Source organism: Streptomyces lonarensis, assembly GCF_012033735.1.
In the GTDB taxonomy this organism is placed as follows: domain Bacteria; phylum Actinomycetota; class Actinomycetes; order Streptomycetales; family Streptomycetaceae; genus Streptomyces; species Streptomyces lonarensis.
This window is the reverse complement of the sequence record NZ_JAAVJD010000032.1, coordinates 14,531-35,741: the sequence shown is the minus strand read 5'-3', so window position 1 is coordinate 35,741 and position 21,211 is coordinate 14,531. Positions and strand designations below refer to the sequence as shown.

14 protein-coding genes are annotated in these 21,211 nt (G+C 72.4%); 6 read left to right on the top strand and 8 right to left on the bottom strand.

The features are described from left to right. Positions 1–425 precede the first annotated feature (425 nt). The 5 genes from HCN56_RS06965 (at position 426) to HCN56_RS06945 (ending at position 6,392) form a co-directional block, all read left to right on the top strand. Complete coding sequence (locus HCN56_RS06965) at positions 426–2,066, top strand: peptide ABC transporter substrate-binding protein (protein ID WP_167968605.1); 1,641 nt, start codon at positions 426–428, stop codon at positions 2,064–2,066. Between the two features lie 95 nt (positions 2,067–2,161). Beyond that, entirely contained in the window at positions 2,162–3,166 is a 1,005-nt protein-coding gene (locus HCN56_RS06960; protein ID WP_167968604.1) for an ABC transporter permease, read from the top strand. Further along, positions 3,159–4,091, top strand: a complete 933-nt coding sequence (locus HCN56_RS06955; RefSeq protein ID WP_167968603.1) for an ABC transporter permease — start codon at positions 3,159–3,161, stop codon at positions 4,089–4,091. Before HCN56_RS06960 ends, HCN56_RS06955 begins: the two co-directional genes overlap by 8 nt. 25 nt (positions 4,092–4,116) lie before the next feature. Further along, positions 4,117–5,148 (top strand): ABC transporter ATP-binding protein, encoded by a 1,032-nt coding sequence (locus HCN56_RS06950; protein WP_167968602.1) that lies wholly within the window; start codon positions 4,117–4,119, stop codon positions 5,146–5,148. After that, a complete protein-coding gene (locus tag HCN56_RS06945; protein ID WP_167968601.1) occupies positions 5,145–6,392 on the top strand; it encodes an ABC transporter ATP-binding protein in 1,248 nt (415 codons plus the stop codon). The genes HCN56_RS06950 and HCN56_RS06945 overlap by 4 nt, the downstream gene beginning before the upstream one ends. A gap of 375 nt (positions 6,393–6,767) precedes the next feature. Here HCN56_RS06945 and HCN56_RS06940 read toward each other — a convergent pair whose 3' ends face one another. The 7 genes from HCN56_RS06940 to HCN56_RS06910 form a co-directional block, all read right to left on the bottom strand. Further along, positions 6,768–7,616, bottom strand: coding sequence for a GNAT family N-acetyltransferase (locus HCN56_RS06940; protein ID WP_167968610.1), 849 nt, complete (start codon positions 7,614–7,616; stop codon positions 6,768–6,770). A 504-nt stretch (positions 7,617–8,120) separates the two neighbouring features. Beyond that, on the bottom strand, positions 8,121–9,278 hold the full coding sequence (gene ispG / locus HCN56_RS06935; RefSeq protein WP_167968600.1) for a flavodoxin-dependent (E)-4-hydroxy-3-methylbut-2-enyl-diphosphate synthase: 1,158 nt from the start codon (positions 9,276–9,278) through the stop codon (positions 8,121–8,123). Between the two features lie 82 nt (positions 9,279–9,360). Beyond that, entirely contained in the window at positions 9,361–10,665 is a 1,305-nt protein-coding gene (locus HCN56_RS06930; protein ID WP_167968599.1) for a M50 family metallopeptidase, read from the bottom strand. Positions 10,666–10,675: 10 nt separating this feature from the next. Continuing rightward, on the bottom strand, positions 10,676–11,965 hold the full coding sequence (gene dxr / locus HCN56_RS06925; RefSeq protein WP_167968598.1) for a 1-deoxy-D-xylulose-5-phosphate reductoisomerase: 1,290 nt from the start codon (positions 11,963–11,965) through the stop codon (positions 10,676–10,678). A 126-nt stretch (positions 11,966–12,091) separates the two neighbouring features. Continuing rightward, positions 12,092–13,546 carry an aldehyde dehydrogenase family protein gene (locus HCN56_RS06920; RefSeq protein WP_167968597.1) on the bottom strand — a complete coding sequence of 485 codons (1,455 nt, stop codon included), beginning with the start codon at positions 13,544–13,546 and terminating at the stop codon, positions 12,092–12,094. A gap of 388 nt (positions 13,547–13,934) precedes the next feature. After that, on the bottom strand, positions 13,935–15,515 hold the full coding sequence (locus HCN56_RS06915) for a PucR family transcriptional regulator (protein WP_167968596.1): 1,581 nt from the start codon (positions 15,513–15,515) through the stop codon (positions 13,935–13,937). Between the two features lie 424 nt (positions 15,516–15,939). Then, positions 15,940–18,111, bottom strand: a complete 2,172-nt coding sequence (locus tag HCN56_RS06910; protein WP_312871091.1) for a type IV secretory system conjugative DNA transfer family protein — start codon at positions 18,109–18,111, stop codon at positions 15,940–15,942. Positions 18,112–18,954: 843 nt separating this feature from the next. Here HCN56_RS06910 and gabT point away from each other — a divergent pair. Beyond that, positions 18,955–20,313: a 4-aminobutyrate--2-oxoglutarate transaminase gene (gene gabT / locus HCN56_RS06905; RefSeq protein ID WP_167968594.1), complete on the top strand. Its 1,359-nt coding sequence runs from the start codon at positions 18,955–18,957 to the stop codon at positions 20,311–20,313. Positions 20,314–20,523: 210 nt separating this feature from the next. Here gabT and HCN56_RS06900 read toward each other — a convergent pair whose 3' ends face one another. Continuing rightward, positions 20,524–21,135, bottom strand: coding sequence for a hypothetical protein (locus tag HCN56_RS06900; protein WP_312871090.1), 612 nt, complete (start codon positions 21,133–21,135; stop codon positions 20,524–20,526). Positions 21,136–21,211: the final 76 nt, after the last annotated feature.

Here is a 21,211-nt window from a genome sequence, read left to right as displayed (position 1 = left end):
CCCGCGTCCGGTCCCGGCGCGGCCGGGAGTCGAGCCGCTCCGCCCGTCGGACGTGCGCCTCGCGAGCGGTGCGCCGGCGTCGGGGAAGGGCCGCTACGGCACCCCCATTCCCGCCCGGACGCGGCACGCTTCGAGCGGTCGCACGGCGCCGGGTGCGCGTGGACTGGCGATGTATGTCCGATGTGATCCGGGAACACCCCGGATGCTCAGGTGGCGGATGTTTCCCGTGTGACTCGTGATGCACAGTGGGACTAGTTTCCGGATTCCGGACGGAAGACTTCGCTAAGAGGTCATCAGGAAGCATCGGAGCTGTCTCGAACCCATAACTCTGCCCAGCACGGGCTTCCTCTAATCGGTATGCATGGCATCAGAGTTAGCTCTCGTAGTGCCGACACGAAGCCGGCGCATCACCAAGGAGCTTTTTGATGAGACGACCGAGGACGATCACCCGCGCGGCCGCGCTCGCGGGTGCCGTCATCCTCACCGCTGCCGCCTGCGGGAGCAGCGACGGTGACGGTGACGGCGGCAACGGCGGGAGCAACGGCGGAAGCGCCGCCGAGGGCGAGTACACCGGCGGCGAGGTCCGCGCCAACCTGAACAGCCCTCAGACGCTGATCCCCACGGACACCGTCGAGTCCGAGGGCGGCACCGTGGTGTCCGCCGTCTACTCCGGCCTCGTCGACTTCGACATCGACAGCGGGGAGGTGGTCCACCTCGTCGCCGAGTCCATCGAGACCGAGGACAACCAGACCTGGGACATCACCATCCGTGAGGGCCTGGAGTTCCACAACGGCGAGACGGTGGACGCCGACGCGTTCATCCGCGCCTGGAACTACGGCGCCTACGGCGACAACGCCCAGCGCGGCTCGTTCTTCTTCGATGTCATTGAGGGCTACGACGAGATGCAGGAGGAGGGCTCCGACGTCACCGAGCTCGCCGGCCTGGAGAAGACCGGCGACCTCACCTTCACGGTGACGCTGGACAGCCCCTTCACGACCTTCGAGGTCGCGCTCGGCCACAACGCGTTCATGCCGATGGCCCAGGCCTGCCTGGACGACGTCGAGGCGTGCAACACCGAGCCCATCGGCAACGGCCCCTTCAAGATGGCCGGCCCGTGGGAGCACGACGTCGAGATCCCGCTGGAGCGCTGGGAGGACTACGCCGGCGAGAACTCCGCGAACATCGACACGCTGACGTTCAACATCTACGCCGACGCGCAGACCGCCTACAACGACCTGCAGGCCGGCAACCTGGACGTGCTGCGCACCACCCCGCCGGAGCTGCGGGACGAGGCGCGCAACCAGTTCCCGGACCGCTTCATCGAGGTGCCCACCTCGCAGATCACCAACCTGGCGTACCCGCTCTACGACGAGACCTTCGCCGACCCCAAGGTCCGCCAGGCGCTGTCGATGGCGATCGACCGCCAGAAGATCATCGACAACGTGCTCCTCGGTGCGTTCGAGCCGGCCGACAGCTTCATCGCTCCGGTCATCCCCGGCTACCAGGAGGGCGTCTGCGAGTACTGCGAGTACGACCCGGACCGCGCCAACGAGCTGTGGGACGAGGTCGACTGGCCCGCTGACAAGAAGCTGCAGCTGCACTTCCACCCGGGCGCCGGGCACGACGAGTGGGTCGAGGCCGTCGGCATCGAGATCCAGAACACCCTCGGCATCGAGTTCGAGCTCCGCAACGAGCTGGAGTGGGCCGACCACCTGAACGCCCGTGACGACGAGGAGATGGAGGGTCCGTACCGCTCGGCGTGGATCATGAGCTACCCGTCGCAGGAGTACTACCTCAAGCCGCTCTACACCACGAACGGCAGCTCGGCCGACACCGGCTGGACCAACGAGGACTTCGACCGCCTGGTGCGTGAGGGCGACGCCGCCCCGACGCTCGAGGAGGCGCAGGACCTGTACGCCGAGGCCGAGCAGATCCTGATGGAGGAAGTTCCCTCCATCCCGCTGTTCTACGGTCGCAGCTCCGCCGCGTACAACGACACCGTCGAGAACGTTGTCTACAACATCTACGAGACCAACCCGTCCTGGACTGACATTCAGGTGAAGTAACCCCCCTCTGCGGGCGGCAGCCGACGGCCTTACCCGGCCGTCGGCTGTCGCCTGTCAGGAACTTTCCCTGAGACGGTGTAATCCGAGGAGTCCCGATGGGCCGCTATATCATCCGTCGGCTGCTGCAATTCATACCCACGCTCGCCGGCGCGCTTTTTCTCCTGCACTACCTCTCGTCCCTTGCCGTCCAGCTCAACGGAAATCCGGCGCGCGCCATGTTCGGCGACCGTCGTCCTTCCGAGGCCATGCTGGCGGCCGTCCAGAAGCTCTACAACCTGGACGACCCCTGCCTCGAACAAGTGGGCAACCCCTGCTTCGGGCAGTTCGTCAACCGCGTGACCAGCCTCGCCCAGGGCGACCTCGGAACGAACTTCCGCGGCCGCCCGGTGACCGAGATCATTGCGGACAGCCTGCCGCTCTCGGCACGACTCGCGGTCATCGCCCTGGTCGTGCAGATCCTCATCGGCATCACCGCCGGTGTTTTCGCGGGTCTGCGCAACAAGGGCGTCATCGACTACGCGGTCAAGATCTCCACCGTGGTCATCATCGCCTTCCCGGTCTTCGTCCTCGGCAAGGTCATCCAGACCACCGTCAACGTGCCGGTGACCAACGCGCTGCGTGAGGCCTCCTGGGCGCCCGACTGGCTCGGAACCGTGTTCAGCATCAGTTATCAGGCGAACTCACCCTGGCTGAGCCTCCTGGTACCCGGTGTGGTGCTCGGAGCCCTCGGTCTGGCCACCACGGCCCGCCTCACCCGCACCAGCCTGATCGAGAACCTGCACGCGGACTACGTGCGCACGGCGACGGCCAAGGGCATGCCGCGGCGGCGCGTCATCGGCGTGCACGCCCTGCGCAACTCCCTCATCCCGGTCGTCACCGACCTCGGCCTCTCCGTCGGCGTGCTGCTCAGCGGCGCCGTCGTGACCGAGGCCATCTTCAACATCCCCGGCGTGGGCTTCCAGTTGATCAACGCCATCCGGGTCGGCGAGTCCCCGGTGATCGTCTCCCTGGTCACCTTCTTCGTGCTGATCTATCTCGTTGTCAACCTGCTCGTGGACCTGCTCTACGCCGTGCTCGACCCGAGGATCCGCTATGAGTGAGTCATCCCCCGGTGGCGGCGCCGCCACAAAGACCTCGGACCCGGCCTTCGGCGAGGTTCCCAAGGCCCCGACCGAGCGGGCCCGCAGCCTGTGGTCCGACGCCTGGCGCGACCTGCGCCGGGACCCGGTCTTCATCATCGCGTCGCTGATCGTGCTCGCGGTCATCTCGATGGTGCTGTTCCCGTCGCTGTGGACCAGCGGCGACCCCCGCGACTGCGACCTCGCGCGCGCACGGCAGAAGCCCAGCTGGGACGCCCCGTTCGGCTTCTCGAACCTCGGCTGCGACTACTACGCGCAGGCCATCTACGGCGCCGGCCCGTCGATCCAGGTCGCGGTCTTCGCGACCATCGGCATCGCGATCGTCGGCACGCTCTTCGGCGTGCTCTCCGGCTTCTACGGCGGTCTGATCGACACGGTGATCTCGCGGCTCGTCGACGTCGTCGCCGGTCTGCCGTTCCTGCTCGGTGCGGTCGTGCTGCTCGCCCTGATGCAGTCGCGGTCGGTGTGGGCGATCGTCTTCGTCCTCATCGCGTTGGCGTGGATCACGCTCACCCGTGTCATCAGAGGCACCGTGATGACCACCAAGAACATGGACTACGTCGCCGCGGCCCGTTCGCTGGGCGCGTCCGACCGGCGGATCATCTTCCGGCACATCCTGCCGAACGCCATGGCGCCCGGCATCGTGGTCCTGACGATCGCGCTCGGTCTGTTCGTCTCGCTCGAGGCGACCCTGACCTTCCTCGGTGTCGGACTCCGGGCTCCCACCGTCTCGTGGGGCGTCATGATCGTCCAGGGCCAGTCGCACGTCCTGAGCGGCTACCCGCATCTGCTGCTGGTGCCCTGCATGTTCCTCGTCACCACGGTCCTCGGGTTCATCCTGATGGGCGACGCCCTGCGTGACGCACTCGACCCGAAACTCCGCTGAGGTGCCCATGTCGATCGTCAGCAGAATGAAGAAGCAGACGGCGCCCTCGACGAGCGGCCGCCCCGAGGCGGACAGCTCCGCGCCGCTGCTGGAGGTCGAGAACCTCCAGGTCGAGTTCCGCACGCGCGACGGCGTCGCGAAAGCGGTCAACGGCGTGACCTTCACGCTGGAGGCAGGACGGACCCGGGCGATCCTCGGCGAGTCCGGCTCCGGCAAGAGCGTCACCGCCCAGGCCATCATGGGCATCCTGGACAGCCCTCCCGGCTACGTCACCGGTGGTGCGGTACGCCACCGCGGCGTGGACATGCTGAAGCTCAACCGCGAGCAGCGGCGGCTGATGCGCGGCTCCACCGTCGCCATGATCTTCCAGGACGCGCTCTCCGCGCTGAACCCCGTCTTCACCGTCGGGTTCCAGCTCGGCGAGATGTTCCGCGTCCACCGGGGCATGTCCCGCAAGGACGCCCGGACGAAGGCCATCGAGCTGCTCGACCTGGTCCGGATCCCCGGGGCCGCGCAGCGCGTCGACGACTACCCGCACCAGTTCTCCGGCGGCATGCGCCAGCGCGTCATGATCGCCATGGCGCTGGCGCTCGACCCGGAGATCCTGATCGCGGACGAGCCCACGACGGCGCTGGACGTGACGGTCCAGGCGCAGATCATGAAGCTCCTCGCCGAACTCCAGCAGGAGCGCTCCATGGGGCTCCTGCTGATCACGCACGACATGGGCGTGGTCGCCGACGTCGCCGACGACATCTCCGTGATGTACGCCGGCCGCGTCGTGGAGCAGGCGCCGGTCTCCGAGATCTACGACGCGCCGGCTCACCCGTACACCAAGTCGCTGCTGGAGTCGATCCCGCGCGTCGACCTGCGGGGCCAGGAGCTCAGCGTCATCAAGGGGCTGCCGCCCACGCTCACCGCCATGCCGCCCGGGTGCTCTTTCGCGCCCCGCTGCTACATGGCGCGTGAGAAGTGCGGCCAGGAGGCGCCCCCGGCGTTCGACGTGGCCGCCGACCGGATCAGCCGCTGCCACTACTGGGACGAGGTGCACCCCGCATGAGCAAGAAGTCGGCGAAGGACACGCCGCGCGAGGAGAACCCGCCCGTCGACGCCGCGGTCGTCCCGGACGGCACCGGTGACGCCACGGGCAAGGACACCGGGGCGGCCTCCCCCGCCCCGGACGGCGCGGCCACCGAGGCCACCGCCGGGGACGGGGCCGGCACGCCGGCCGCCGGAGCCACCGTGACCGAAACGCCCCGTGCGTCCGAGCCGGTCGCTCCTCCCGTCCTGGACAAGGGCGAGAACGTGCTGGAGGTGCGCGACCTCGTCAAGCACTTCCCCATCACCCAGGGCATCGTGCTGCGCCGCAAGGTCGGCGCGGTCCAGGCGGTGGACGGCATCAATCTCGACCTCCGCCGGGGCGAGACGCTCGGCATCGTCGGTGAGTCGGGCTGCGGCAAGTCGACCCTGGCGAAGCTCCTGATCGGCCTGGAGCGCCCCACCTCCGGCACGATCAAGGTGCGCGGCCAGGACCTGACCGAGCTGCGGGGCGGCGACCTGCTCGCCGCGCGCCGGAACATCCAGATGGTGTTCCAGGACCCGTACACCTCGCTCAACCCGCGTATGACGGTGGGCGACCTGATCGGCGAGCCTTTCGAGATCCACACCGACGTCGTGCCCCGCCAGGGCCGTCGTCAGCGGGTGCAGGAGCTGCTCGATCTGGTCGGCCTCAACCCCGACCACATCAACCGCTACCCGCACCAGTTCTCCGGGGGGCAGCGGCAGCGCATCGGCATCGCCCGCGCGCTGGCGCTCGAGCCCGAGGTGCTGCTCTGCGACGAGCCGGTGTCGGCGCTGGACGTCTCCATCCAGGCGCAGGTCATCAACCTCCTGGAGAAGCTGCAGGACGAGCTCGGCCTGTCCTACCTGTTCATCGCGCACGACCTCTCCGTCGTCCGGCACATCGCGGACAAGCTCGGGGTGATGTACCTCGGCCGCGTCGTGGAGTACGGCAACGCGGAGGAGATCTACGAGGCCCCGACGCACCCGTACACCCAGGCGCTGCTGTCCGCCGTCCCGGTGCCGGACCCCAAGCTGCGCGGGATGCGGGACGAGATCGTCCTGGAGGGCGACGTGCCCTCGCCGGCCAACCCGCCCTCGGGCTGCCGGTTCCGGACCCGCTGCTGGAAGGCGGAGGACGTCTGCGCCGAGGAGACGCCGCTGCTGCAGGTACGGGAGAACTCGCGGCACGCGAGTGCCTGCCACTTCGCGCAGAAGCGGGACGTGGTGCACGGGTCGGCCTGATCCGGGCCCCGTGCACGGGGACGGCCCCCGTCGGCACCGCATGGTGCTTGGGTTCTAACGGTCCTCGCAACACCCGCGATCTGTGGGAGTTGCGAGGACCGTGGCCGTTGGAAGCGATGATCTTGCCGGAATGCGGGAGCGTTTTCTCGCGCGGGGCGCACGCGGGTCGCGTCGAGTGGGGCGGGGCCGCGCCTGCGATCTGCCCGCCCGGGGCGCCCCGGGCAGCGTCGGCCGGCACGGGGCGAGCGCGGTCCCCGGGGCAGCCGCGGCGGCGCCGGGGACCGACCGGCCACTCAGCGCCGCCGCCCCGTGCGGTACCGCCCCGTGGTGCGGACGCCGACCGGCAGGGGCGGGCACTGGGGCAGGGGCAGGAGCTCAGAACATGATGCTGCGGAGCGCCCCGACCTCGCGGAAGCCGAGCCGCCGGTAGGTGGCGAGCGCAGGCTCGTTGAAGTCGTTGACGTACAGGCTGACCACCGGGGCGGCCTCCTCCAGCGCGTGGTGGATCACCTGGGCCAGCCCCGCGGTCGCCAGGCCGCGGCCCCGCCGGTCCGGGGCGGTCCACACACCCTGCAGTTGACACACGGACGGGGTCACCGCCCCGATCTCGGCCTTGAAGACCACGCGGCCGTCCTCCACGCGTGCGAAGCAGCGCCCCTCCCCCACGGTCTCGGCGACGCGGGACTGGTACGCCAGACCGCCGTCGACCGCGGAGAGCGGGGAGACCCCCACCTCCTCGGTGAACATGGCGACGCAGGCGGGCATGACCAGCTCCATCTCACTCCGCCGCACCCGGCGCACCCGAGGGTCCGCGGCGATGCCGGGCGGCGGGCGCTCGATCACCATGAGCGGCTGGCTGGCCCGGATCAGGCGGGCCGGGCCCCAGGCGCGTTCCAGGTACGTCCACAGCTCCCTCACCTGGTCGGCCGGGCCGACGATGGAGGAGCAGCGCCTGCCCTGGGCCAGGGCCCGTTCGGCGAAGGCCCGCAGCGCCGCGGGGCCGGCCCCCACAGGGACGAGGTTTGCCCCCGCGAAGCACAGCGACACCAGCTCGCCCCGGTGGTACCAGCCCCACATCTCGCCACCGAGTCGTCGCGGATCGAGCCGCGAGTCCAGCACCCGGGCGGTCACGAACGCGTTCGCCACGGGGTCGCGGGCCAGGACCTCCAGAACGGCGGTCAGCTCTCGGGAGTCCAGAAGACGGACAGCGGGGGTCGTCAGCACGGGTTCGATGCCTTGCCGGTCGGAGGTGGGGGTGATGGGCCGCAGCACGGAGCCGTGCACGGCACTGTACCCGTGTCGACGGTGCGGAGGTCGTCACCCGGCCAAGCCGCGCGGAGCCGGCCCGTGGGAGCCGCACGGAGCCCTGCCGCCCCCTGGGGAGCCGCCGGGCAGGAGCTCCGCCTCTCGGGGGCGGCGCCCCGGGGCCAGGACGCCCCCGGCTGCCCGGGCGGCCGCGACGGCGGGGGCACCCGCGCCGCCTCGCAGCGCGCGGGGGCGGTCGCCCTGTGGCGGAGCGACCGCCTCTGGGGGCAGGACGGGAGCGGTCGTACGCCGCGGGCCCCGGACGACGACAGGGACGGTGCGCCCCGGAGCGCGGCGCAGGGCGCCCACGCATGACGAGGGGCGCGCCCCTAAAGAGACGCGCCCCATGCCGTGGCCACTTCGCGGGGTACCTCACCCGGTACCGAGAACCGGCCGCCGCGGGCGGGAGTTCGCGGCGTCGGGTCAGCCCGCTACGGCGATCTGCGGCTCGCCCGAGGCGACGCCGTCCTTCTCCATCTGCTCGGCGATCTTCATCGCCTCCTCGATCAGCGTCTCCACGATCTTGGACTCGGGCACGGTCTTGATGACCTCGCCCTTGACGAAGATCTGCCCCTTGCCGTTGCCGGAGGCGACGCCGAGGTCCGCCTCGCGGGCCTCGCCGGGGCCGTTGACGACACAGCCCATCACCGCGACCCGCAGCGGGACGTCCATGCCGGTGAGACCGGCGGTGACCTCCTCGGCGAGCTTGTAGACGTCGACCTGCGCACGCCCGCACGACGGGCAGGAGACGATCTCCAGGCCGCGCTCGCGCAGCCCGAGGGACTCCAGGATCTGGTTGCCCACCTTGATCTCCTCCGCCGGCGGGGCGGAGAGCGAGACGCGGATGGTGTCGCCGATGCCCTCGGAGAGGAGCGCGCCGAAGGCGACGGCGGACTTGATGGTCCCCTGGAAGGCCGGGCCGGCCTCGGTCACGCCGAGGTGCAGCGGGTAGTCGCACTGCGCGGCCAGCTGCCGGTAGGCGTTGACCATGACGACGGGGTCGTTGTGCTTGACCGAGATCTTGATGTCGCGGAAGCCGTGCTCCTCGAAGAGCGAGCACTCCCAGAGAGCCGACTCCACGAGCGCCTCGGGGGTCGCCCTGCCGTACTTGGCGAGCAGCCGGCGGTCCAGCGAGCCGGCGTTGACGCCGATGCGGATCGGGGTGCCGGCGTCGGAAGCGGCCTTGGCGATGTCCTTGACGCGGTCGTCGAACTGCTTGATGTTGCCGGGGTTGACCCGCACCGCCGCGCAGCCCGCGTCGATCGCGGCGAAGACGTACTTCGGCTGGAAGTGGATGTCGGCGATGACCGGAATCTGCGACTTGCGTGCGATGACGGGGAGCGCGTCCGCGTCGTCCTGCGTGGGGCACGCGACCCGCACGATCTGGCAGCCCGAGGCGGTCAGTTCGGCGATCTGCTGCAGGGTCGCACCGATGTCCGAGGTGCGGGTCGTCGTCATCGACTGGACGGAGACCGGGGCGTCGCCGCCGACGGCCACCGTGCCGACCTGCAGCTTGCGGCTGACCCTCCGCTCGGCGAGCTTCAGCGGTACGGACGGCATTCCGAGCGAAATGGCAGTCATCGGTCTGTGCAACCCCACGGTATGGCTCTTAGGTCCCCGGTTCGGCCGGGCTCCGGACAACGAGACTACGGCACCGACAGCGCTAGCCCGCCAATCGGACCGGTGTGACGATATCTGCGGCGAGTACCAACAGCGTGAAACAGATGAACACCGCGGCGACGACATAGGCGACCGGCATCATCCGCGCCACGTCGAACGGCCCGGGGTCGGGCCTGCGCAGCAGCTTGGCGCCCTTGCGGCGGGCGGACTCCCAGCCGGCGCCCGCGATGTGGCCGCCGTCCAGCGGCAGCAGCGGCAGCATGTTGAACAGGAAGAGTGAGAGGTTGAATCCCGCGACGAGGAAGAGCGCTGTCGCCACCTGCTGGCTCGCGGGGATGTCGAGGGTGAAGATCTCGCCCCCGACCCTGGCCGCTCCGACCACGCCCATCGGGGAGTCCTGGTCACGCTCACCGACGCCCCATGCGGCGTCCCACAACCCCGGGACCTTCGACGGGACGGCCAGCAACGCCTCGAAGCCGGTGACCATGATGTCGCCCATGCGGTCCACGGCTTCCGGGAAGTCCTGCTTGACGATGCCGGAGGCGGGGGAGATCCCGAGGAAGCCGGTGGTGACGTACTCGCCCTCGACCCACTCGCCGTTCCCGTCGAGCTTGGCGACCTGGTTCTCGATGAGGTTCACCCGGAGGTCCAGCGGGGCACCGTCGCGCTCCACCGTGATGTCAGCGGGACCGACGGTGGCCCGGATGTCCTGCTGAAGTGTCCCCCAGTCCGTCACCGGCTCGCCGTTGAACTCCAGGATCGTGTCCCCCGGAAGCATCCCCGCCTCGTTGGCCGGGGCCGCCGGGTCCCCCGCACGGCACTCGTCGCGCTCCTCGCTCTGTGCGACCACGCACTCCTGGACGGTGGCGACGGTCGTGGTCGAGGTGGGGATGCCGAACGCCATGAGCACGCCGAGGAAGATCCCCACCGCGAGGATCAGGTTCATGGCAGGCCCCGCGAACATCACGATGATGCGCTTCCAGGGCTTGCGCGTGTAGAACAGCCGCTTCTCGTCCCCCGGCTGCAGCTCCTCGTAGGCGGCCGCGCGGGCATCCTCGATCATGCCGCGGAAGGGCGAGGTGGAACGCTGCCGCACCCGCCCGTCGTCCCCCGGGGGGAACATCCCGATCATGCGGATGTACCCGCCCAGGGGGATCGCCTTGATCCCGTACTCGGTCTCGCCCTTCCGTCGCGACCACAGCGTCGGGCCGAACCCGACCATGTACTGCGGCACGCGGATGCCGAACATCTTCGCGGTGCTGAGATGGCCCAACTCGTGCCAGGCGATCGAGAAGAGCAGCCCGAGAACGAAGATGACGATCCCGAGGATGAACATCAAGGTGGTCACGGGTCTCCCTCTAGCCCTTGCGCACGGCGCCCGACGCGCCGCCGCCGACGGCACCCGCTGTGCCGGCGGTGCCGGTCAGCTCCCGCGCACGGTGCCGTGCGCGGGTCTCCGCCTCCAGTACGTCCGGGACGGTCAGCGAAGTTCCGGCAGCGTCGCTCCCCTGCTCCTCCACGACGCGCGCGACGGTGTCGACGATGCCGGTGAACGGCAGCCTGCCGGCGAGGAAGGCCGCGACGCACTCCTCGTTGGCCGCGTTGTAGACGGCTGGGGCGACGCCGCCGAGACTACCCACATGGCAGGCGAGGGGCACCGCCGGGAACGCCTCGGTGTCCAGGGGGAAGAACTCCCAGCTGTGGGCACGGGTCCAGTCGCACGGCGGCGCGGCGCCGGGCACCCGGTCCGGCCAGCCGATACCGAGGGCGATCGGGCCCCGCATGTCGGGCGGCCCGGCCTGCGCGAGGGTCGACCCGTCAGTGAACTCGACCATCGAATGCACATACGACTGCGGGTGTACCACGACCTCGATGCGCTCGAAGGGAATCGCGTACAGCAGGTGGGCCTCGATCACCTCCAGCCCCTTGTTGACGAGGGTCGCGGAGTTGATGGTGATCACCGGCCCCATGCTCCACGTCGGGTGGGCCAGCGCCTCCTCGGGCGTGACCTCCGCCAACTGCGCGCGGGTCCGCCCCCGGAAGGGCCCCCCGCTGGCGGTCACCACGAGACGCGAGACGTCCCGGCGCACCCCACCGAGCAGCGCCTGGAAGAGCGCCGAGTGCTCGGAGTCGACCGGGACGATCTGGCCGGGCGCCGCCAGCGCGGTGACCAGCGGCCCGCCCACGATCAGCGACTCCTTGTTGGCCAGCGCCAGCACGCTGCCCGCCGAGAGCGCGGCGATCGTGGGGGCGAGTCCGATCGAACCGGTGATGCCGTTGAGCACCGTGTGGCACGGCGTCCCCGCGAGCTGGGTCGCCGCATCGGGGCCCGCCACGATCTCGGGGAGCGCCGAGGCCGCACCGTAGCGCTCCCGCAGCGCGGCCCGCAGCTCCTCCGTCCGCGAGGGGTCGGCGACGCCGACGGCGGTCACACCCAGCAGGTGGGCCTGTTCCGCGAGCAGGCCGACGCGCCCGCCGGCAGCCGACAGCGCGGTCACCCGGAATCGGTCCGGGTTGCGCAGCACGACATCGACGGCCTGGGTGCCGATGGAACCGGTGGAGCCGAGGATCACGATCTCTCGGGGTCCCTCGGTGGGCGGAGCGAAACGCAGGTGCGGATCCGCGACGGGCGCGGCGGATGCAGTCATGCCCCCATTGTGTCCGGGCCCGGAGCCTCTCCCGCCCGGACCCCCGGAGCCGGCCTCAGGTCGGGACGGGAGGGCGGCCCCCTCCCGCACGGGGCGGCAGGGCAGGCCCCGCCGCCCCGGTCCCCGCTACAGCTCCAGTCCGGTCAGCACCATGACGCGCTCATAGGTGTAGTCCTCCATCGCGAACTGGACGCCCTCCCGGCCGACACCGGACTGCTTGACGCCGCCGTACGGCATCTGGTCCGCCCGGTAGGACGGCACGTCACCGATGATCACACCGCCCACCTCGAGGGCGCGGTGGGCGCGGAAGGCGGCCTGCACGTCCCGGGTGAAGACCCCCGCCTGCAGCCCGTAGACCGAGTCGTTGGCGATCGCGTAGGCGTGCTCCTCGTCGTCCGCACGGATCACCGACATGACCGGGCCGAAGACCTCCTCGCAGCCCAGCCGCGTGTCCGGCGGCACGTTCTCCAGCACGGTGGGCGCGTAGCTCGCCCCGTCCCGTGTACCACCGGCCAGGATCTTGGCGCCCGCCGCGGCGGCCTCGTCCACCCAGGCCTCGACCCGCCGGGCGGCGTCCTCGCTCACGAGAGGGCCCACGTCCGTCGCCGGGTCGCTCGGGTCACCGGTGACCTGGGCGTTGACCGCCGCCAGGAGGCGGGGCAGGAACCGGTCGTAGACGGAGGTGTCGACGACGGCGCGCTGCACGGAGATGCAGGACTGACCGCCCTGGTAGTTGGAGAAGGCCGCGATGCGCTGGGCGGCGTGGTCGAGGTCCTCGTCCGTGGCGTAGTCGCCCAGCACCAGCGCTGCCCCGTTGCCGCCCAGTTCGAGGGTGACGCGCTTGCGCGGGACGCTGTCCAGAATGGACCAGCCGACAGGGGCGGACCCCGTGAACGAGATGATCGGCAGCCGCTCGTCCTGCACCAGGGACGGCATCTCGTCGTTCGGGACGGTGAGGACGCTCCATGAGCCGGCGGGCAACTCCGTCTCGGCGAGCAGTTCTCCGAGGAGCAGCGCGGAGAGCGGCGTCGCGGGGGCCGGCTTGAGGATGATCGGCGCCCCGACGGCGATCGCCGGTGCCACCTTGTGAGCGCAGAGGTTGAGCGGGAAGTTGAACGGCGCGATGCCGAGGACGGGGCCGCGCGGAACCCGGCGGGTGAGGGCGAGCCGACCCTCGCCGCCGGCGTCGGTGTCCAGTCGCTGTGCCGTGCCGCTGTTGAACCGACGCGCCTCGTCGGCGGCCCAGCGGAAGACGGAGCGGCAGCGGCCCACCTCGCCCCGTGCCCACTTCAGGGGCTTGCCGTTCTCCGCGGAGATGAGCTGCGCGATCTCCTCGGCACGCTCGGTGAGCCGCGCGCCGACGTGGTCGAGGGCTGCGGCCCGGACATGGGCGGGAGTGGCCGCGAACTCCGCGCCCACGGCGGTCGCCGCGGCGACCGCTTCCTCGGTCTGGGCGGCGGTGGGGACGCTGACCCGGGCGACGGTGCGGCCGTCCCAGGGCGAGGTGACGTCGAGTGTCCGGTCGCCGGTCGCCTCCCGACCGGCGAGCCAGAACGCGTGCGGGGTGTTCGCTGAGGTCATCGCGGGACCGGCCCTTCCGAGTGTGTGGATGTTGCGGGGGCTGCTCTGCCCACGGTAGGGGCGCGGGGCGCCGCACGCTCTTGTCCGGGGCGGCGCAGTCCTGCGGCGTGTCGCGCCGCTTCGGTGCACGGTGGGGCGGGCAGGTCGGCGCCGCGCGCCCCACGCCACCGCGCCCCACGCGGCCGCGGCGGCGGCGACGGTGGTGCGCCACCGCGGCCGGGTTGTGGCGCACGGGGCGGGCCCTGAGCCGCCCCGTGCGACGCCGCCGGGGCGGAACGGGCGCCGGGTGCGCGTGGCGGTGCGCGGTGCAGTCGGGCGGGCGGGCGCGACGCAGGGGCGGTGCGGGGCGCTTGGTCGGCGCACCGACAGAGCCGCGGCGTCCGGCGGCTCAGGGGTTGCGGGTGGCCGGATCGGTCGCCTTGAGCGCGAGCCAGAGCTCCATGCGTGCGTCCGGGTCGTCGAGCGAGCGTTCCAGGATCTCTTCGACCCGCCTCATGCGGTAGCGCAGGGTGTGGCGGTGGACCCCCAGGTCGGCGGCGGCGGCGTCCCACTGCCCATGCCGGGAGAGCCACGCACGGAGTGAGGCGACCAGGTCGCCGCGTCCGTGCGCATCGTGGTCACGCAACGGCCGCAGCATGCCGTCCGCGAAGGCGCGCACCGCGTCGTCGGCGAGGAGCGGCAGCACGGAGCCCGCCGCCACGTCGTCGTGCTCCACGTAGGGTCTGCCGCGGCGCCGCGCGACGAGCAGCGCCTGCCGCGCCTGCTGGTAGGCGGTGTCCACGGAGGTGGGGCCGGCCGGACCGGAGGCCCCGATCACCACCGCGACCTCGCCGCTCGGCTGTGCCCCGGCGCGCCGGGCGTACGACTGCGCCGCCTCGAGGACACCGCCGCCCTCCACGACCAGCAGGACGGTCTGCGCACCGTCCGGCACCAGGAGCAGCGGCTCGGCGGCACGTGCGGCGGCCGCCTCGGCCGCCGTGGCGAACGCGGAGACGTAGCGGTCCCCCGTCTCCGCGACCAGCACCCGCAGCGGCGCGTCGAGCAGCGCGCCGTACACCTGGCCCCCGACCGCCCGGGCGTGCTCCGGCTCGCCGCTGAGCAGCAGGTGCAGCACCGCGGAACCGAGGCGCCGTTCCGCCTCCTCGAACGCCTTGGAGCGCTCCGTGAGCAGCGTGAGGACGGTGACGGCGGACTGCACCGCGTAGCGGGCGACGGTGTCGGGAGGTGCGGCCGTCCCGATGGCCAGCACGGCGCGCGGCACAGCGCCGGTTCCGACCGACTGCAGTTCGACGCGGTCGTCGGCATGGGCCTCGTCGGCGCCGTCCGGCGTGCAGCCGACCACCACGGTGGCGGGGCCGGGCCGGTCCCGCAGCCTGCGCACGTCCTCCGCGAGCGTGGCCGCGCGGCGTTCGGCCCAGGTGGGCACGGCGTGGGTGACGGCGCCGGAGAGGTCGTAGAGCGCAGCCCAGCCGTCGACCTGCGCCGCCAGCCGCTCCAGCAGTCCGTGGGTGCCGGCAGGACTGAGCGCGGCCCGGGTGAGCTCCCGCTGCGCGGCGAAGCCCGCCGCCACCGCCTTGTACTCCTCGGTGGTGATTGCGGCCGAGACGGCTTTGGCGATCGCGATGAAAGGGATGCGCCGCTCCACCTCCAGGAGCGGCAACCCGGCACGCGAGCAGGCATCCAGCAGCGCCGTGGGGATCTCCGGGTGGTGCACGCCGACGCCGAAGCCGAGTCCCACGACTCCGGCATCGCGCAGGCGCGCCACATAGGCGTCCATGGCAGCGGGGTCGTCGACCTCGAGCTTCAGCGCGGTGGTGAGCAGGAGTTCGCCCCCGTCGAGGAACGGGGCAGGGTCGTCGAGCTCACTGGCGTGCGCCCAGCGGACCTCCGCGTCGAGGTGGTCCTCAGCGGCGAGCACGGCCAGTTTCAGTGCCGGGTGCTGGACCAGGGAGGCGAGCGTCGGATACATGGCTGACCCTTGCGTGGCCGAGACGGAGGCGCACCGTGGACGAGCGCACGCGCGCGCGGTACGCGCGTTCCTCACGTTACCGCGCACGGGGCGGCCCGGAACGGCGGGAGTCGGCCGGGTCAGCGGCCCGACCGGCTGCGTCCTGCGGCGCGCGGGGCTGGGCGGCGCCGGGGCGCTCCGACCACGGGTCGGTGGCCGGCAGGCGGCCCCGATGCCGAGTGGCGCGGGCGAACGCCGTGGCTGCGGGGCGAGCTCGGGAGCCGTGTCGGTGCCGGCGCCGCATCCGCTGCCCGCCGCCCGCGCCGCGGGCGGGCTTCCCCGGACAGCCGGCGGGCGTCGGTCGGCGACGCGCAGCAAGTCGGTTCACGGCGCGGGGGGGAAAGCGCCCGGGGCACGCTCCGTGCGCCCCGGGGCGCATGCACCGTCAGGACCCGAGCCGCACCAGGACCGGCGGGCCCGTCTCTCCGGCAACCGTGCTGAGGGACAACACGGCGTGCCGAGGGGGGAGGCGGTGGGCCAGCTCGGAGGCGGACCACCGTTCCCGCTCGACGCGTCGGACCGTCACGGTCTCGGTCGTCGCGGCCCGCCCCGTGAAGAGCTTCCGCACCCCGCGGACCCCGCGGCGCAGCACCCCGCCGTGCCGGTCCGGTGAGCTGCTGACGTCGCGGTCCTCGGTCCACTCCGTGCCCCAGGCACGCGCGAACTGCTCGCCGTCCCAGGTGGTGATACCGGAGAGCGCCATGCGGCACCCCACAGCGCCGAGCAGCCCCGCACGGAGCCGCTCCGGCACCTCGTCCAGGGTGCGCAGCGACAGCACCGCCCCGGCGTTGGCCGGCCGGAGGTGGGTCAGACCACGCACCGTCGCCGCGGTGAAGGCCGCGGTGGCGTCGTCGATGACGAGACAGGCGAAGAGCGAGCGGTCCCGGCGGGCGGTGGCCGCTGCGGTGAACTGGGCGAGGAGCAGGCGGCTGATGATCCGGGCTGCTTCGGCGTGGCCCGCCGCGGGCAGGTCGACCCGGACGCGGAGCGGGTGCTCCAGGGCGGCAGCGAGCGAGAACGGGCGCACCCGCCGCCCGGTGGTGTCGCCCGGCGCGGCGGAGAAACCGCAACGGTCGAGCACGGCGAGCCGGTCCGCCAGGAGCCGCCCGACGTCGTCGGGCCGCTCGGCCTGGCGGGCCCGGGCTGCCAGTTCCCGCAGCTGGTCCCAGGCGCCGGCGTGCTCGAGGTCCTCCCCGAGGCTCGTCATGAGCCCGGGGGCGCCGTCGAGCAGCGCCCGGAGTTCGGGGACGTCGGGAAGTCCGCCGTACGCGGACCGATAGGGGCCGACGAGCTGCGCGAGGACGGCGGCGGCCTCGCCGGCGTCGGCGCGGGTCCCGGCGGTGAGGACCTCGGCCAGCAGGGTCGCCGCCTCGTCGGTGTCCTCGATGCCCCCGTAGAGGTCGAGCCGGTGACCGCCGGCGGGGCCGCCGACGCGGACGACGACATCGAAGGCGTCGTCCGGACCGAGGGCGGCCGACGTACCTCCCACGGCGACGACGGCGGCACGGCCGGCGAGCGCCTGCAGGCACAGCGACTCCGTCACCGGGCGCACCACGCGGCCCGTCTTGCCGGAGCCCGGGGGCCCGACCGCGAGGAGGGAGGTACCGAGGACCGCGGGATCGAGCGCGACGCCCACGGCGCGGTGCGAGTAGGGATTGCGGTCGTCGTCCAGCGCCTCTCCGATGAACACCTGCCGGGTGAGGAGGTCGTGCCGCGCGGTGCGGACGGTCAGATCGCGAGCACCCGACGGGTGGGTGAACGCGCCGGGCCCGTGCTGCAGGACCGTGCCGGTGAAGGCAGCCAGTTCGGTGGGCCGGGCGCGCACGGCCTGCCAGGCGTTGTCGATGCGGACGTAGTCCAGGTCGCTCAGCGATCCTGCGTACAGTTCGGCGGTGAGGTGGTCCGCCGCCTCGTCGGCACCGCCGTCCCGCAGCTGCTGCCAGCGCGCGAGGTCCTCGGCGTCGGCTCCCGCGGCGACGACGGCACCGGCGCGCAGCCGGCGCAGAGCACCGTGCCAGTCACCCGCCACCGCGGCTGCCCCGAGAAGCAGTGCCGTCCATAGCAGGTAGTGCACGTTGTAGGCGACCACGTAGGCGGTGGAGTCGCCGGTCTCCCACCATCCGTCGGGGACCAGGGCGTACAGCGGCTCGAGCCAGAACTGCCAGACACCCCCGAAACTCAGTCCCCAGGCCCAGGCCCCGAGCACGAGAGCCGCACCGGCGCGCGCGGTGACGCTGCGCGGCAACGGAGGGGCGTCCGGAGCGGCCCGGAGCAGCCGGAGCGCCGTGGACCGGTGCCGCCGCCAGACGCGCGCCCAGTTGCCCAGCCGCCCGAAGAGGTAGGCCAGCAGCGCGCCGAAGAGCACGTAGTAGAGGTAGGTGAGGGAGGCATAGGTGCGGGTGCCGCTCCATCCGTCGGTGGTCACCCACTCCAGCGGCCAGAGCCAGATCCGGATGTAGCCGTTCCAGCACAGGGACCAGACCAGGAGGCCGCCGAGCAGGGCGAGCAGCGCGCCACCGTGCAGTTCGCGGTCGCCGAGAGGTTCGGCGTCCTGCACGGGGCGGGGCGTGTGTCCGAACCGCCAGATCCCCGGAGACGTCGCCGGCCGTGGCGCGTGGAGCCATCCCGCGAGCGTCGGCGCAGCGGCCGGCGGCGGCGGTGGCGGCATCCGGTGCGCGGGCGGGGCGCCGCGGTCCGTGGGCAGGGTGCTGGGACTGTCGTGCGGTCCGCGCCGCGCGCCGTCGGTCGTCATCGCCTCCGCCGATCCCGGACGGCCGGAGGGCACGGCCACCCGTCACTGTGCTGGTCCCCACCCTAGAGGCCCGGCACACGCGGGGGAGGGTGTCGCCGCACCTTCAACTGCCCTCACATGTGGAGCGGTTGCCGGCCCCGAGCAACGCCCCGCGCGGGCAGCACGCACCCTGCCCCCTGACGGCGCATGGGGCCCAGCCGCCCCTCCCGCGGACCGGGCGAGCGGCGCCGACGGTGTCGCCCCGTGGCGCACGGGGCCGGCGGCGGCCCGGCCGACCCACCCCGGTCTCCGCCGTGCGGCGTCGCGTCACCGAGGTCGCCAGGTCGGGCGCTCGGCCTGTTCACGCCCCGCGGCGTGCGGTGGGGCGCGCCCTGCGAGCCAGCGCCACACCGCGCGCCACGGAGCGCGTCCCCCCTTGCACGGTCCGACTCACGCGCCCCGCGCGGCGGGGTGACCGCAGCAGCGCGCAGCCGCCCGTGCTACGCCGCGGCCAAGACATGCGGGGGACTGTGCCGTGGCGGTGCATGTCGACAATGCCCCGATGGCCCTAGCCTGCGAAGTGCAAGCACGGACGCCGGACCGTGGTGCTCGCGACCCCGTCCCGGCACCGAGGCGTCCGACGCCATCACGTCCGGAGGAGCGCTTCCGATGAGCATCACCCAGGATCTGTCCGGAGGGCCGGCGCTGACCCAGGAGCGCCGCGTCGTCACCGAAATCCCCGGTCCGAAGTCCCGCGAGCTGATGGCGCGGAAGCAGGCCGCCGTCGCGGACGGCGTGGGGGCCGTCCTGCCCGTGTTCGTCGAGCGCGCCGGCGGTGCGGTGATCGAGGACGTGGACGGCAACCGGCTGATCGACTTCGGTTCGGGCATCGCCGTCACCTCGGTCGGCAACAGCGCCGAAGCGGTGGTGCGCCGGGCCACGGAGCAGCTGCACCGCTTCACGCACACCTGCGCGATGGTCACGCCGTACGAGGGGTACGTCGCGGTCTGCGAGGAACTCGCAGCCGTCACTCCGGGCGACCACGCCAAGAAGTCGGCCCTCTTCAACTCGGGCGCGGAGGCGGTCGAGAACGCCGTGAAGATCGCCCGGACCCACACGGGGCGGCAGGCGATCGTCGTCTTCGAGCACGGGTACCACGGCAGGACCAACCTCACGATGGCGCTGACGGCGAAGAACATGCCGTACAAGCACGGGTTCGGCCCGTTCGCGCCGGAGATCTACCGGGTACCCGTCGCCTATCCCTACCGCTGGCTCACCGGGGCCGAGAACTGCGCGCAGGAGGCGGCCGACCAGGTCATCGACCACATCACCAAGCAGATCGGCGCGGAGAACACGGCGGCCGTCATCATCGAGCCCCTGCTGGGCGAGGGCGGTTTCATCGAGCCGGCGCGCGGCTTCCTCCCTCGAATCGCCGAGTTCGCCCGCGAGAACGGCATCGTCTTCGTGGCGGACGAGATCCAGAGCGGCTTCTGCCGCACGGGGCAGTGGTTCGCGTGCGACGACGAGGGCGTGGTCCCGGACCTGATCACGACCGCCAAGGGCATCGCGGGCGGCATGCCGCTCGCAGCGGTCACCGGCCGCGCGGAGATCATGGACTCGGCCCACACCGGCGGCCTCGGCGGCACCTACGGCGGCAACCCGGTGGCCTGCGCCGCCGCGCTGGGCGCCATCGAGACGATGCGGGAGCTGGATCTCGCGGCTCGCGCCCGCCGGATCGAGGAGGTCATGAAGCCGCGGCTGCTGCAGCTGGCGGAGGAGTTCCCGGCGATCGGTGAGGTGAGGGGGCGCGGCGCGATGCTCGCGGTCGAGCTGGTGCGCCCCGGCAGCAAGGAGCCGGACGCCGAGCTGACCGCCGCCGTCGCACGGCGGTGCCACCAGGCCGGTCTGCTGGTGCTGACGTGCGGCACGTACGGGAACGTGCTGCGCTTCCTGCCTCCGCTTGTCATCGGCGAGGAGTTGCTGAACGAGGGGATCGACATCCTCCGCGAGGCGTTCGCCGCGGCGTGACCGCGCGACGGCGTGGTGGGGTGCACCGTCCGGCACGGCGCGGGGGCACCCCACCACGTGCGACGGCGCGGGGAGGCCGACCTCCGCTCCGGAGCCGATGCGGCAGGTCGCACCGCGTCGGCAGTCGGTGACCGGAGCGGTACGGTGTGGCCGGCCCTCGCGCGGCTGCGGCGACTCCGCAGCCGCGCTCCGGGCGGGCCGGTGGCCCCCTCAGGAGGGCGTGGCACCGCCTCCCTTCTCCCCCGGGCCGGCCGCGCCGACGCCGAGCCAGCCGGGCCGGAGGGCGTCAGGTCCCGTTCCGCACGGGGCGGGGGCTCGGTGCATCCCCGTTGCGGACCGCGCGCCCCGCACGGGGCGGCGGCTCGGCCCCGCGAGGCGGACCCCGAGCGCAACCGCCTCGTGCATGGCTGACTCCAGCCTGCCGAGGTCGGTCAGGGAGCCGCTGCCGTCCGGCGGCACCAGCCAGCGGACCTCGCCGCCGGCCGCGTCGGGGCGGGGCACCGCCAGGCGGGCGCCGGCCCCCAGCGTTCGGACGCCCGTCCCCACCCAGGCCCCCGAGGCGCCTGCCGCCACCAGGTAGCTCACCGAGCCCGCCCCACGGTCGAACAGGACGGGGCCGACCCGGACCCCGGTCCGGTGGAGCACCGCGAGCGATTCCAGCCCGAGTGGCGCGGGGAGGACGAGCGCGTCCCACCGCGTCCCCGCGCACAACTCGACCAGCTCTCCCCCGCGCCGCGCCCAACGGCGACGACAGCGCTCCGGGTCGGCAGCCGCCGCCGCCAGCCACAGCACAGCTCCGCTGGTACCGACCAACCTGCTCATCGCCGCTCTCCTCCCGCCGGGCCCCGTGGGGCCGCTGTCTCGTCGAGTGGAAGAGGCGCACCAGCGGAATCCCTTA

What these genes read in the sequence shown, in the direction of transcription:
- HCN56_RS06965 (WP_167968605.1), top strand. Translation starts at nt 426, where the DNA reads ATGAGACGACCGAGGACGATCACCCGCGCGGCCGCGCTCGCGGGTGCC.
- HCN56_RS06960 (WP_167968604.1), top strand. Translation starts at nt 2,162, where the DNA reads ATGGGCCGCTATATCATCCGTCGGCTGCTGCAATTCATACCCACGCTC.
- HCN56_RS06955 (WP_167968603.1), top strand. Translation starts at nt 3,159, where the DNA reads ATGAGTGAGTCATCCCCCGGTGGCGGCGCCGCCACAAAGACCTCGGAC.
- HCN56_RS06950 (WP_167968602.1), top strand. Translation starts at nt 4,117, where the DNA reads ATGAAGAAGCAGACGGCGCCCTCGACGAGCGGCCGCCCCGAGGCGGAC.
- HCN56_RS06945 (WP_167968601.1), top strand. Translation starts at nt 5,145, where the DNA reads ATGAGCAAGAAGTCGGCGAAGGACACGCCGCGCGAGGAGAACCCGCCC.
- ispG (WP_167968600.1), bottom strand. Translation starts at nt 9,278, where the DNA reads ATGACTGCCATTTCGCTCGGAATGCCGTCCGTACCGCTGAAGCTCGCC.
- dxr (WP_167968598.1), bottom strand. Translation starts at nt 11,965, where the DNA reads ATGACTGCATCCGCCGCGCCCGTCGCGGATCCGCACCTGCGTTTCGCT.
- HCN56_RS06920 (WP_167968597.1), bottom strand. Translation starts at nt 13,546, where the DNA reads ATGACCTCAGCGAACACCCCGCACGCGTTCTGGCTCGCCGGTCGGGAG.
- HCN56_RS06915 (WP_167968596.1), bottom strand. Translation starts at nt 15,515, where the DNA reads ATGTATCCGACGCTCGCCTCCCTGGTCCAGCACCCGGCACTGAAACTG.
- gabT (WP_167968594.1), top strand. Translation starts at nt 18,955, where the DNA reads ATGAGCATCACCCAGGATCTGTCCGGAGGGCCGGCGCTGACCCAGGAG.
- HCN56_RS06900 (WP_312871090.1), bottom strand. Translation starts at nt 21,135, where the DNA reads ATGAGCAGGTTGGTCGGTACCAGCGGAGCTGTGCTGTGGCTGGCGGCG.